The sequence below is a fragment of the Nitrosophilus labii genome (genome assembly GCF_014466985.1).
Lineage (GTDB): Bacteria > Campylobacterota > Campylobacteria > Campylobacterales > Nitratiruptoraceae > Nitrosophilus_A > Nitrosophilus_A labii.
The window spans coordinates 165,303-179,521 of the sequence record NZ_AP022826.1 but is presented as its reverse complement, the minus strand read 5'-3'; the positions used below and the strand labels follow the sequence as shown (position 1 = coordinate 179,521).

Genomic DNA, 14,219 nt, shown 5'->3' with positions numbered 1-14,219 from the left:
AAAGTTTCATTCCAGTAAAATTTTGTAAATATCATAATAAAATAATTATTAAATAAAGGTATAAGATGAGAAAAGGTTTTACACTTATTGAAATTATGATCGTTATAATCATTTTGGGTTTTTTGGCTGCTTTGGTTATGCCAAATCTTATAGGCCAAAGCGAAGAAGCCAAAAAGAAAATCGTCTGCATACAGATGAAAACCATCAGCGACGCACTAAAAAGTTTCAAACTTAAATATGGGAAATACCCTTCAACGGAAGAAGGTCTTAAAGCTTTAGTAAAAAACCCTGATCCTCAAAAATATAAAGACTACCCTAAAAACGGTTTTTTAGACAGTAAAAATCCTCCTAAAGATCCTTGGAACAATGATTATATATATCTTAATGAAGAGGGTGAAATAAACATTATCTCTTTAGGAGCAGACGGCAAAGAGGGAGGAAGCGGCGAAAATGCCGATATCAGCTTAGAGAGCTGCCAAAAATAGTTTAATGAAACACTCTTTTACACTTATTGAACTTATTTTAGTAGTTTTAATAATGGGTTTAATATACTCTCTTGCCATTGGGCGCTTTTATTCAAAAGAGAATCTAAAAATTGACAATATAGCAAATCTGAAAGAGTCACTTCTCCTTTTTAAAGAGAAAGAGGACGATAAAATAACTTTTGTGCTTTACGACAACTGTAATAAAAACGCAGTTTTGATTAACGATGCGCTAACTTATGAAAATATCGATTTTGATATTTTTGATGAGTTGGTAATTTACGATTTAGATACCTATTTGAACCCCAAAATAAAAGATTACCCAAATATTTTACTAAAAGGAAAATCTTACGATGTCTGCTTTAAATTTACAATCTATCCAAACGGCTCAAATGATAGCTATATTGTAAAAAATGACAGCAAATATTACGTTTTTAAACCATATTTTGAAGAGTTAAAAATAGTAAAAACGTTAGATAAAGCCATAGAAACATTTTTAGAAAAAGATCTGTTGCCTGGGCCAGGAACATATTATGAAAATGAGTAACTCCTTTACGTTTATCGAAATTTTGATTTCAGTAACAATTTTATCTATCGTAGGAACCGCACTTTTAAACTTGAGCAGCTCCGACAAAAGGCTGATAGAGTATTCAAAAGAGAAAAAAAATTCAACTATGCTCTCCACTTACGTATATACTAGATACGATTCAAAACTAAAAAACAAAAATGCTCAACTCTATTCTTTAATTAAAAATGATTATATTGTTGAAAATGAAGATATTAAAAAGTTTTTGAAAAATAAAAAAGTTCAAATTAACTCTAAAGAAGATAATAAATTTACAATAGATGAAAACTCAAATGTTGGAGTTTTATTTTTTAAGATTGAAACGGATATAGATGGATTCAAAAACTCTGCTTTCAAAATAGAACAGTTATGAAAAAGTCATTTACTCTAATAGAGCTGATTGTTTCTATAACTATTTTATCACTAATAATACTTTTTATTTCGCAATCAATATCTAATCTAAATATATCTCATTCGGTTATAAAAGGTACAGTAGAAAAAGAGTATCTTCAAAACAAAATTGCTAAAATACTCTATTATGATCTGCTTCTTTCAAAAAATATAGAGATTAAGGGAGGTAAAAAATATTCGATTATTTATCTTCAAACTAAAAATACACTTTTTGATATAGATAACCCTTATGTGGTATGGTATGTATTAAAAGATAGCAATACTCTTTGCAGATTAGAATCTCCTATTAAAATAGTTCTTCCACTTTATCCTGAAAATTTTGGCAAAGTATTTGTTAGCAAAGTAGTACAAAACTGTGAAATCTTCAAAATCTACAGGTCAAACAAAAAAGATAAATTTTTAGTTTATATGAAAACAAAAGAGTCAACTCCTTTAACTTTTGAACTATATATACCTCAAAAATAGGTGGTGTCCCGGAGAGGATTCGAACCTCCGACCTTCGGATTAGGAATCCGATGCTCTATCCAGCTGAGCTACCGGGACATACGGTAAGTTTGATGTTTAAAGTTTAAAGCTGCAAGTTTTAAGAAGATTATTGATTAAAATTGTGGTATGGTTGAGTGGTTGATAGAAATAAACTATCAACCATCCACCATATACAATTGACTAAATTATCCGTGTCTTTTTTTGATAATCTCTTCAGCAACGTTTCTTGGAACCTCTTCATAATGATCAAATTCCATAGAATAAGTTCCTCTTCCTTGAGTGAAAGATCTTAAGTCAGTTGAGTATCCAAACATCTCTGCCAACGGCACCATAGCAGTAACTATCTTGTTTCCAGCTCTATCTTCCATTGAAGATACTTGTCCTCTTCTTCTATTGATATCGCCTATAACATCGCCCATGTACTCTTCAGGAACTTCTACTTCCACTTTCATAATAGGCTCAAGAAGTACAGGATTTGCTTTTTTGGCAGCCTCTTTGAACGCCATAGAACCAGCTATCTTAAATGCCATCTCACTAGAGTCAACATCGTGATAACTTCCATCATATAACGTTGCTTTAACGTCAACTACAGGATATCCGGCAACTACACCGTTTTGCATTGCTTCTTGGATACCTTTGTCAACCGCTGGAATATACTCTTTCGGGATAACCCCACCGGTAATTTGGTTAACAAACTCATAACCTTGACCTGGCTCTTGTGGCTCTAGTTTGATAAATACATGTCCGTACTGCCCTCTACCACCCGACTGTTTAGCATATTTGTACTCTTGATCTACAGCTGTTCTTATAGTCTCTCTATATGCAACTTGAGGTGCTCCAACTTCTGCTTCAACTTTAAACTCTCTTTTCATTCTATCTACGATAATTTCAAGGTGCAATTCACCCATACCAGAGATAATTGTCTGTCCAGTCTCTTCATCGGTGTGAACTCTAAAGCTAGGATCCTCTTCAGCAAGTTTAGCCAAAGCTACACTCATCTTCTCTTGGTCGGCCTTAGTTTTTGGCTCAACTGCAACCGAGATAACAGGTTCTGGAAACTCCATCTTTTCCAAAATCACAGGAGATTTTTCATCGCACAATGTATCACCTGTCAGTGTATATTTAAGTCCCACAACAGCACCTATCTCACCGGCTGGAAGCTCTTTAATCTCCTCTCTTTTGTTTGCATGCATTTTAAGTAGCCTACCAACTCTCTCTTTCTTCTCTTTAGTAGAGTTTAGAACATAACTTCCGCTCTCAATTTTACCCCTATAAACTCTTATGAAAGATAGTTGTCCTACAAACGGGTCTGTCATAATCTTAAATGCAAGGGCGGCAAAAGGACCATCAACTGTTGATTCAACTGATACCTCTTCACCTGTTTTTGGATCTACTCCTTTTATCCAGTCAACTTCAGTAGGAGCCGGCAGATAATCAACAACTGCGTCTAAAAGCGTTTGAACACCTTTGTTTTTAAAGGCGCTACCGCAAAGCATAGGCGTAATACTCATATCTAGTGTACCAGTTTTGATACCTTTTTTGATCTCATCAACACTCAGCTCTTCACCGCTTAGATATTTTTCCATCAACTCATCATCAGTTTCTGCAACTGCTTCTATAAGTTTTTCTCTATACTCCTCAGCTTTATCTTTTAAATCTTCTGGGATCTCAATAACCTCATATTTTGCGCCCATTGTTTCGTCATCCCAAACGATTCCTCTCATCTCTACCAAATCAACAACACCTCTAAAATTATCTTCAGCACCTATAGGAATCTGAATAGGAACTGGATTTGCTTTTAGTCTATCTCTGATCTGATTTTCAACATTGTAAAAATCTGCACCTATTCTATCCATTTTATTCACAAAAACTATTCTTGGAACATGATATTTGTTAGCTTGTCTCCAAACAGTCTCGCTTTGAGGTTGAACACCACCAACTGCACAGAAAACTGCTACAGCACCGTCAAGAACCCTCATTGATCTTTCAACCTCAATCGTAAAATCAACGTGACCTGGAGTATCGATAATGTTTATTTGGTGATCCTTCCAAAAACATGTAGTTGCAGCAGAAGTGATCGTAATACCTCTCTCTTTTTCTTGTTCCATCCAGTCCATGGTAGCAGCGCCTTCATGAACCTCACCTATTTTATGAGAAATCCCGGTATAGAAAAGTATTCTTTCTGTAGTAGTTGTTTTACCAGCATCTATGTGTGCGGCAATACCGATATTTCTAATTTTTTCGATCGGAGTCTTTTTAGCCATGCTCTATCCTTTAGATTTTATAAGTTTTGATTTTGAAAGATTGTAAGAAGGCAGGAAGAATCCTGCTTTCAAGAAGTCTCCGGACTCTGCTAGTCCAGTTTCGGAAATTTTTTTTGGTTTTACCATCTGTAGTGTGCGAAAGCTTTATTGGCTTCTGCCATTTTGTATGTATCTTCTTTCTTCTTAAATGCTGCACCTCTTTTATTCGCAGCATCTATAAGCTCATTTGCAAGTCTTTGAGCCATAGTTCTTTCGTTTCTTTTTCTAGCGGCATCTACTAACCATCTAATAGCCAGTGATTGTTGTCTAACTGGTCTAACTTCAACAGGAACCTGATATGTAGCCCCACCTACACGTCTACTTTTTACTTCAAGTAAAGGTTTTACGTTCTCAATCGCTTCATTGAAAACTTCTATCCCTTTTTTATCTACTTTTTTTTCTATAATCTCTAAAGCCTCATACATTATCTTTTCGGCAACACTTTTCTTTCCGTCCCACATCAATTTGTTGATAAATTTAGTAACCACTTTACTGTTATAAATTGGATCAGGCAAAACTTCTCTGACCGGCGCTCTTCTTCTTCTCACTTTTAGCTCCCTTCAATTTTTAATTTACTCAAACGGTTTACGCCCCGCCTGCGGCTTGAAAGTGAGAAAGTATATTTAGTTGATAGCGGATAGTTTATAGTCGATAGATTGTCTATCAACTATCTACCATCAACCATCTACTAATTTAACTTTCTAACTCTCTATTTTTCTATTAGCTATTAAGATTTAGGTTTTTTAGTTCCGTATTTAGATCTTGAATTTTTTCTATTTGCTACGCCTGCAGTATCTAATGCACCCCTAACTATGTGATACTTAACACCTGGTAAGTCTTTAACCCTACCGCCTCTTACTAATACGATAGAGTGCTCTTGCAAGTTGTGTCCTTCACCAGGAATATAGCTTATCACTTCGTAACCTGAAGTTAGTCTAACTTTTGCAACTTTTCTAAGTGCAGAGTTAGGCTTTTTAGGAGTTGTTGTGTAAACTCTTGTACAAACACCCCTTCTTTGAGGACATTTAACCAAAGCTGGTGACTTCGATTTTTTGATTACCTTTTTTCTCTCTTTTCTTATCAACTGATTGATTGTAGGCACTTCTTTTCCTTTCCTTTAATACATATTTTTAATGCGATTGCATTTTTTAGTGGCTAATAATACTAAAATAAATCTTTAAAATAACTTAATTTAAAGTTATTTTAAAGTTGTTCTTTTTTAAGCGAACTGGTCATTATGTCATATTTGACACTATATTTGTCATCAATGACTAATGACCAATAACTAAATAATCTTAATTAATCCTCTTCCTCTTTTTTTATTAACTCTACTTTTTTCTCTCTATACATTCCTGTACCAACAGGGATCAATCTACCTATAATTACGTTTTCTTTTAGATCTTCTAATCTATCAATCTTAGCCGAAATACTGGCTTCTGTTAATACTTTTGTGGTATCTTGGAAAGAGGCAGCACTTATAACAGAGTCCGAACTAACTGCAGCCCTTGTAATACCAACAAGAACAGGTTCGGCTATCGCAGGCTCCCCGCCCAATCTTATAATTTTCTCATTCTCTTCTCTAAATTGTCTTTTACTAACTAAATCACCGGCAATAAATTTCGTATCCCCACTCTCAACAATTTTAACTTGTCTTAGCATTTGAGATATAATTATCTCAATATGCTTATCACTTATGTTAACGCCCTGTCTTCTATATACCTGCTGAATTTCGCTAACCATATAATATTGTAATGCTTTTTCTCCAAGAATTCTTAGGATATCGTGACTTGAAACAGTTCCATCTGTTAAAACTTCTCCGGCATGTACATACTCGCCGTCATGAACTAAGATGGTTCTGTTTTTATCTATCAGATATTCAGCCTTTTGACCTGTTTCAGAAGATATTACGATTCTCTGTTTACCGCGGCTAGGCTTTCCAAAACTTACAAATCCATCAATCTCCGCAATAACTGCAGGGTTTTTTGGACGTCTAGCTTCAAAAAGTTCACTAACTCTCGGAAGACCCCCTGTAATGTCTCTCGATTTTGCTACCGCTTTAGGTGTTTTAGCCAACACTTCAGCCAACTCTACCTCTTCTTGATTTTGTACATAAATAGCAGTTTTCGGCTCAAGCGGATATGTAATAACAGTATCACTATCTTTTGGCGCAAGAATAATTTTTGGTTTATATTCAGGTGGAATATACTCATTGATGGTAAGCCTACTCTCACCTGTAATCTCATCTACAAGCTCTACTGCCGTCACACCAGGAATCACATCTTCTAACGTAACTGTACCAGCGGCTTCGGCTATTATTGGATTTGAATATGGATCCCACTCGGCTATTACTGTTTTGTCATTTTTTGCTGGAACTGCTAATACTGTATTTTTATCTACAGCTTCATTATCATCAACTTCTAAAATAGATCCTCTAGCTATATAGTGTCTGCTTGCCTCTCTTCCCTCGTTGTCAGCAATTACTGCAAAAAGTCCCTTCTCGTCAATCTTTCGACCTTTTTTAACATCCTCATATCTCTCTAAATAGTCTCCCTTTAATAGGTAAAACTTAACAACACCATTTGCGTTGGCAACTATTTTTTGTGTTACAGGCGCCCCGTCTTCAACTTTTAGCTCTGCCGCATACGGGATCCTGTTAGGTATATTCCATCCTTCTTTAATTATCTCAACGATAGAATCGCCCTCTTTGACGCTGTCTCCATCTTTAAAAGGAACATATAGTTTTCCTTCTATTTTACCGCTAACGCCCGCTAGTTCATTAGGTTTGGCAACATCTGACTTTCTAAGAGAATATCTAACTTTTTCATCACCACTAACTAGTGTGATTACAATTTCGTCATGGATAGGTTTAATCTCAATTCTACCGTCAAAAAGAGCTTTTATTTTAGGCTCAACAAGCAATACCGCCGCATTTCTTCTATTTGCAACTATTATCTTGCCCTCTTTGTTTCTGTATGTTTTTAGATTGTAATATCTAATAAAACCCTCTTTGCTAGCTACTACTTGTCTCTCTTCGGCAGTTCTACTCGCAGTACCACCTATGTGGAATGTTCTTAGTGTCAACTGAGTTCCTGGCTCACCGATAGATTGTGCCGCTATGATACCTACAGCTTCACCTGGTTTAACCAGTTTGCCTTCAGCCATATTAAGACCGTAACATTTAGCACAAACACCTTTTGGCGCTTTACAAGTTATAGGCGTTCTTATAGTAACTGATTTTATACCGGCTTCTTTAATAGTTCTCGCTTTATCTTCGTCGACCAAAGTTCCTTCGCTAAACAGTATTTCGTTTGTAATAGGATCTATCACATCTTCAGCAAGAACCCTACCTACGATTCTATCTTCTAAAGGCTCTATCATCTCGTTACCGATAGATATGTCAGTTACTTCTATACCTTCGTGAGTACCGCAATCTTCTATAGTAATTTTTACATTTTGCGCAACATCAACAAGTTTTCTTGTCAAATATCCCGCGTTTGCCGTTTTCAAAGCGGTATCTGCAAGACCTTTTCTAGCACCATGTGTCGAGATAAAATACTCTAAAACGTTTAGTCCCTCTTTAAAGTTTGAGATAATCGGCGTTTCAATAATAGTTCCATCAGGCTTAGCCATCAAACCCCTCATACCGGCAAGCTGTCTAATCTGAGCCGAGCTACCTCTAGCACCAGAATCAGCCATCATATAAATAGAGTTAAATCCTTGCTTATCGTTTTTAATAAGCTTTATCATGGCTTCTGCTACGGCATTTGTAGTATCTGTCCATATATCTATAATCTTATTGTATCTTTCTTGCTCGGTTAAAAGCCCCGCCTGGAACTGCTGCTGAATCTCTCTAACTTTTCTTTTAGCTTCTTCGATAAGTTTTTTCTTCTCCTCAGGTACTTTTATGTCATATTCACTTATTGAAATACCGGCAAATGTGGCGTATTTGAAACCAAGATTTTTAAGATTATCCAAGAACTCAGCAGTAATCTCAGATCCACCATGTTTATAAACGTAGTCAACAAGCTCCGCAATATCTCTTTTTTTCATTACCTTATTCCAAAGAGATACCGGAACAAAATCTGGCAATATATTTTTAATAATAATTCTACCGGCAGTAGTAAATATGATTCTATTATCAACTCTAGTTCTTATTTTAGCATTAATATGCAGATGATCGCTCTCAAGAGCAGTCATAATTTCATTAACATCCGCAAAAAGCTTGTTAGCACCTTTAACGTCATCCCTTTCTTTACTTAGATAGTAGATCCCCAAAACCATATCTTGGGAAGGTACGGTAATCGCTCTACCGGATGCCGGAAGCAAAATATTTAGTGAGCTAAGCATCAATATCTTACACTCAGCAATAGCCTCTTCGCTTAAAGGTACGTGAACTGCCATCTGGTCACCGTCAAAGTCAGCGTTAAACGCGGCACATACCAGTGGGTGAAGTTGTATCGCTTTACCGTCGATCAAAACAGGATGAAATGCTTGAATAGAAAGTTTATGTAGCGTAGGAGCCCTGTTTAGAAGCACAGGATATTCATCAACTATCTCTTGCAGGCACTCCCAAACCTCATTAGATCTATCTTCAATCATCTTTTTAGCGGCTTTTAAAGTAGTAGCGTATCCTTTCTCTTCAAGTTTTGCCAAAAGATGAGGCTTGAATAGTTCAAGTGCCATAAGTTTAGGTAAACCGCACTGATCCATTCTTAGATTTGGACCAACAACAATAACACTTCTTCCTGAAAAATCAACCCTCTTTCCTAAAAGGTTCTGTCTAAATCTACCCTGTTTTCCTTTGATTATTTCACTAAGAGATTTAAGAGGTCTTTTATTTGCACCTTTTACGGCATTTCCGCGTCTACCATTATCTATAAGAGCATCAACTGCCTCTTGAAGCATTCTTTTTTCATTTCTAACAATAATTTCAGGTGCATCTAGTTCCATAAGTCTCTTAAGTCTTTGGTTTCTGTTTATTACCCTTCTGTATAAATCGTTTACATCACTTACTGCAAACTTTCCGCCATCAAGGGCTACAAGAGGACGAAGATCAGGTGGAAGTACAGGAACCACTGTAAGCATCATCCATTCAGGTTTATTTCCACTATTTAGGAAACTCTCAATAACTTTTAATCTTTTTACGATTGTTTTACGTTTCGCTTCAGAAGCGGTCTCTTTCATCTCTCTTTTTAACTGATGAAAAACTTCAATAAGGTCAAACTCTTCTAAAAGTTCTTTGATTACCTGACCACCCATATATGCTTCAAAACCGCTATCGCCAAAATGCTGTTTTAACTGTTGATACTGTTCTTCATTTAAAACATCATACTTTTTAACAGGATTTTTCTTCTCAAAATCGTAATAAGCATCTCCTGGCTCTTTTACTATATATGCTTCATAATATAAAACTCTCTCCAGATCTTTCATCTTAACACCAAGCAGTGTTCCTATTCTGCTTGGCAGTGAATTTACATACCAAATATGAGCAACAGGCGTTACTAACTCTATATGACCCATTCTGGTGCGTCTTACTTTGCTAGTAGTAACTTCAACACCACACTTTTCGCACACTACACCTTTATAACGCATTTTTTTATATTTTCCGCAAAGGCATTCATAATCTTTTATTGGCCCAAAAATTTTAGCACAAAAAAGACCATCACGCTCAGGTTTCAAAGTTCTATAATTAATAGTTTCAGGTTTTTTTACTTCACCGTGAGACCAAGATAAAATCTTTTCTGGACTTGCTAGTCTAAACTGAAGTGCTTTTATATCTTTAGGTCTTTGATCTTCGCCTATCTCAATTGGTACCAGTCTCTTCATCTTCTTTTTCCTCATCTAAAATTTCTACATCGATTCCAAGTGATTGAAGCTCTTTTGTTAAAACAAAAAGAGTTTCTGGAATACCAGGTTCTGGAATAGGTTCACCTTTGGTAATAGCTTTATAAGCTTTCACTCTACCCTCTACATCATCCGATTTTATTGTTAACATCTCTTTAAGAGTATGGGCAGCACCGTGCGCTTCAAGAGCCCAAACCTCCATCTCACCAAATCTTTGTCCACCAAATAGAGCTTTTCCTCCTACAGGTTGCTGTGTAACAAGTGAGTAAGGTCCTGTACTTCTTGCGTGAACTTTTTCATCAACAAGGTGATGAAGTTTTAACATATACATATAACCAACATTTACTCTCTCTTTGAACTTCTCTCCGGTTCTACCGTCATAAAGCTCCATTTTGCCATCCATATCCATCTTAGCCATCTCATAGAGCTTTTTGAACTCTTCGGCCGTAACACCCTCAAAAACCGGACTGGCAAATTTTACACCCTTGCTCCAATCTCTAGCATACTTAATAAGCTCTTCATCACTCATTTTTCCAATAGCCTCTTTGGCATTCATCAGTTTTGCCACATTGGCTATCTCAATCATTTTCTCTCTAAGTTCTTTCACAAAATCGTCTCTTTTGGATTCAAAAATCTCTTGTATCTGCTCTCCTAGTTTTTTTCCTATAAGTCCTAAATGAACTTCCAATATCTGACCGATATTCATCCTCGAAGGAACACCAAGAGGATTTAGTACGATATCTACTACACGACCATCTTTCGTATAAGGCATGTCTATCTCAGGAACTATGATAGAAACGATGCCTTTGTTACCATGGCGTCCTGCCATTTTGTCACCGATTTTGAGTTTTCTTTTTGTTGCTATAAAAACTTTTACAAGTTTTACAACGCCGCTCGTCAGGATGTCTTCTTTTTCCAAAATAGCCAATTTTTCCTCATGCTCTTCAGTCAACTTTCTCTTTTCGTTTTGGAAATAGTTTTTAAGTCTTTTATACTCTTCTTGAATTTCAACAGGGTAAGATTTTACCAAGAAATTAAGAGCAAATCTGTTTATAGATGATAGTTCCTCTTTTGGAATAAGCTCACCAGCTTTAAACTCTTTATCTTTTACTTTAGCATCTTTTTCCAGAGGAGATTTAGAAAGTAAAGAGATAATTCTTAGCATCTCTTCTCTATCTACCATCAATAGTTTATCATGATGTTCTCGATCTAATCTCTCTTTCTCCTCTTCATAAGCTTTTATAGCCCTTGGGTCTTTTTCATAACCTTTTTTTGTAAATACTTTAACATCAACTACAACTCCTTCCATAGATGGAGGACAATATAGTGAGTTGTTGGCAACATGTCCAGCTTTTTCACCAAAAATAGCTCTTAAAAGTCTCTCTTCAGGTGTAGGTTTTACTTCTCCTTTTGGAGAAACTTTTCCAACCAAGATCATTCCAGGTTTAACATATGTTCCGATTTTAACTATTCCGCTCTCATCAAGATGGGCTATCTCTTCTTCTTTAACATTTGGAATATCTCTTGTTATCTCTTCAACGCCATGTTTTAGTTCTCTTGCCTCAATCTCTTTTTCATAAATATGAACGGACGTAAACTCATCATCTCTCAAAATTCTTTCGCTTACAACTATAGCATCCTCGAAGTTGTATCCGTTCCAAGGCATAAACGCAACAAGCATATTTTTTCCAAGAGCAAGTTCTCCTTTGTCCATGTTAGGACCATCAGCTATTATCTGCCCCGCTTCAACATAGTCGCCTTTTTTAACGATTGGTGTTTGAGTAAAACATGTATTTTGATTGGTTCTAAGATTTTTTTGCAAAGAGTAGTGATCTATATATGCTCCATTTTCATCTTCACCTAAAATATAGATATTGTTAGCGTCTATCTTTTCAACAACACCGCTTCTTCTCGCTTTTACAGCTTCCCAAGAGTCTCTTGCTACAACTTTTTCCATGCCGGTTCCAACCATAGGTGCTTCAGTTTTCAATAAAGGAACAGCCTGACGTTGCATGTTAGAACCCATTAGCGCCCTGTTAGCGTCGTCATGCTCCAAAAACGGAATAAGACTAGCTGCCACACCAACTACCATTCTAGGCGTAAGGTCTATAAGATCAACTTTATTTTTTTCTACAAATACAATCTCACCATCCTTTCTAGCTTCAATCATATCTTCCTTGATTTCGTTGCCATCAATGATTTCTGTATTTGCTGGAGCTATAACCAGACCCTCTTCTTGAGCAGCAGTTAGATAAACAACTTCGTCAGTGATCTTACCGTCAACCACTTTTTTATATGCAGCTTCAATAAAGCCTAGCTCATTAACCTTGGCATAAGTAGAAAGGGTGTTTATAAGACCGATATTTTGACCTTCTGGGGTCTCTACCGGACATATCCTTCCATAATGAGTTGGATGGACGTCTCTAACCTCAAATCCTGCTCTCTCTTTTACTAAACCGCCTTCACCTAAAGCAGATAGTCTTCTTTTATGTGTGATTTCACTAAGAGGGTTAGTCTGATCCATAAATTGTGAAAGCTGACCGCTTGCAAAAAACTCTAAAATAGTATTTGTAATCATTTTTGAGTTTATTAAATCATGCGGCATTAGCTCGTCTAGATTTCCACTGATAGTAGTCATCTTATCGCGGATAGCTTTTTGCATCTTAACTAAACCGCTATGTAGCTCATTTGCTAGTAATTCCCCAATTGCTCTGATTCTTCTGTTTCCTAAGTGATCTCTATCGTCTATATGACCTTGACCGTTTTTAACTTTAATCAGATACTGAACCGATTTTATGATGTCTTCGCTAGTTAGAACAGTAACATATTCTGGAACTTTCACACCCAATTTATGGTTCATTTTCATTCTACCCACACGGGTAATGTCATATCTTTCAGGATCAAAAAAGAGCTGTTTTACGAAAGATTTTGCAGCTTCTTTAGTAACGGGTTCTCCTGGTCTCATAACTTTATATATCCTAATAGCAGCTAAATCATTTTCATCTTCTATCCCTTCAGTCTGTTTAAGAAGTTTAAGACTCTCTTGATCAGCAATAAAAGAGTTAATAATAGATCTATCTTTTCCAGTTGCCAAATCATTTGCTATATAAAGATTTTCAATTCCTAAATCAATAATCTTTTTAAGTTTATTCTCATCTAAGTGAGTTAACGTATCAAATAATACCTCACCGCTGTTAGAATCAATAATAGGTTTTGCCAAAAATCTATCTATCAATATATCAACTGGGTATTCGACAAATTTCAAACCATCTTCTTGAAGCTTTTTTGCTTTTTTTGAAGTTAGTCTTTTTCCAGCTGCTATTATTAGATTTCCGTTTTCATCTCTTACGTCATAAGATACTCTTCCTACAAAATTGTCTGGATTAAACTCTGTAAAAAATTTGTTATCTTTTATTATGATTTTAGTAATAGGATAGAATAGTTTTAAGATATCCTGTTTACTATATCCCAATGCCCTGAACAAAATTGTTGCCGGTATTTTTCTTCTTTTATTGATTCTTACATATAAAATATCTTTTGGATCATACTCAAAATAGAGCCATGCACCTCTATCTGGAATTATCTGAGCGGTATATACAAGTTTACCACCACTAGTAGCAGACTCTTCTTCTTTAAAAATTACACCCGGGCTTCTGTGAAGCTGATTTACAACGATTCTTTCAACGCCGTTGATTATAAATGATGTCCTATCTGTCATAAGAGGAATATCTCTTACGAAGATAGTCTGCTCTTTCATATCTTTTACACCAATTTTCTCTCCACTCTTTTCGTCACGCTCCCAAAGAACCAAACGTATCTTCATTTTCAAAGAGACGCTGTACGTAAGACCTCTCTCCATACATTCGCGAATGGTATATTTAGGCTTAGTAATCTCACTTCCAATATACTCTAAAGACAACCTATTTTGGGAGTCGTGAATAGGGAAAATTGATCTAAAAACTTTTTCTATACCACTCTGACTTCTCTCCTCTTTGTCGATCATCAAAAAATTTTCGTAACTGTTTTGTTGAAGTTGCAATAGATGCGGTATCTCAATGATTTGAGGAATTTTTGAAAAATCGACTCTTAATCTGTTTCCGGATTTTATATTGTTTAGCATAGGCACTA

9 protein-coding genes and 1 tRNA gene are annotated in these 14,219 nt (G+C 35.9%); 4 read left to right on the top strand and 6 right to left on the bottom strand.

The window, feature by feature from the left end:
- The first annotated feature begins 65 nt into the window (after positions 1 to 65).
- Genes gspG through NIL_RS00990 form a run of 4 tightly spaced genes read left to right on the top strand, consistent with a single transcriptional unit; the run spans position 66 to position 1,923 of the window.
- The gene (gene gspG, locus NIL_RS01005; RefSeq protein WP_187647799.1) at positions 66 to 485 is read left to right on the top strand and encodes a type II secretion system major pseudopilin GspG; all 420 of its coding nucleotides are present in this window, start codon (positions 66 to 68) and stop codon (positions 483 to 485) included.
- 4 nt (positions 486 to 489) lie between these two features.
- Complete coding sequence (locus NIL_RS01000) at positions 490 to 1,029, top strand: type II secretion system protein (RefSeq protein ID WP_187647798.1); 540 nt, start codon at positions 490 to 492, stop codon at positions 1,027 to 1,029.
- The gene (locus NIL_RS00995) at positions 1,016 to 1,420 is read left to right on the top strand and encodes a prepilin-type N-terminal cleavage/methylation domain-containing protein (protein ID WP_187647797.1); all 405 of its coding nucleotides are present in this window, start codon (positions 1,016 to 1,018) and stop codon (positions 1,418 to 1,420) included. Before NIL_RS01000 ends, NIL_RS00995 begins: the two co-directional genes overlap by 14 nt.
- Positions 1,417 to 1,923 (top strand): type II secretion system protein, encoded by a 507-nt coding sequence (locus NIL_RS00990; protein WP_187647796.1) that lies wholly within the window; start codon positions 1,417 to 1,419, stop codon positions 1,921 to 1,923. Before NIL_RS00995 ends, NIL_RS00990 begins: the two co-directional genes overlap by 4 nt.
- A gap of 1 nt (position 1,924) precedes the next feature.
- On the opposite strand, the gene NIL_RS00985 is transcribed toward NIL_RS00990, so the two are convergent.
- The 6 genes from NIL_RS00985 to rpoB all read right to left on the bottom strand — a co-directional run bounded on the left by NIL_RS00985 (position 1,925) and on the right by rpoB (position 14,211).
- Positions 1,925 to 2,001 (bottom strand) — tRNA-Arg (locus NIL_RS00985).
- A 128-nt stretch (positions 2,002 to 2,129) separates the two neighbouring features.
- Complete coding sequence (fusA, locus tag NIL_RS00980; RefSeq protein WP_187647795.1) at positions 2,130 to 4,208, bottom strand: elongation factor G; 2,079 nt, start codon at positions 4,206 to 4,208, stop codon at positions 2,130 to 2,132.
- 119 nt (positions 4,209 to 4,327) lie between these two features.
- Positions 4,328 to 4,795: a 30S ribosomal protein S7 gene (rpsG, locus tag NIL_RS00975; protein WP_187647794.1), complete on the bottom strand. Its 468-nt coding sequence runs from the start codon at positions 4,793 to 4,795 to the stop codon at positions 4,328 to 4,330.
- A gap of 179 nt (positions 4,796 to 4,974) precedes the next feature.
- Positions 4,975 to 5,349, bottom strand: coding sequence for a 30S ribosomal protein S12 (gene rpsL, locus NIL_RS00970; RefSeq protein ID WP_187647793.1), 375 nt, complete (start codon positions 5,347 to 5,349; stop codon positions 4,975 to 4,977).
- A 197-nt stretch (positions 5,350 to 5,546) separates the two neighbouring features.
- Entirely contained in the window at positions 5,547 to 10,073 is a 4,527-nt protein-coding gene (gene rpoC, locus NIL_RS00965; protein WP_187647792.1) for a DNA-directed RNA polymerase subunit beta', read from the bottom strand.
- Positions 10,051 to 14,211, bottom strand: coding sequence for a DNA-directed RNA polymerase subunit beta (gene rpoB, locus NIL_RS00960; RefSeq protein WP_187647791.1), 4,161 nt, complete (start codon positions 14,209 to 14,211; stop codon positions 10,051 to 10,053). Before rpoB ends, rpoC begins: the two co-directional genes overlap by 23 nt.
- Positions 14,212 to 14,219 lie beyond the last annotated feature (8 nt).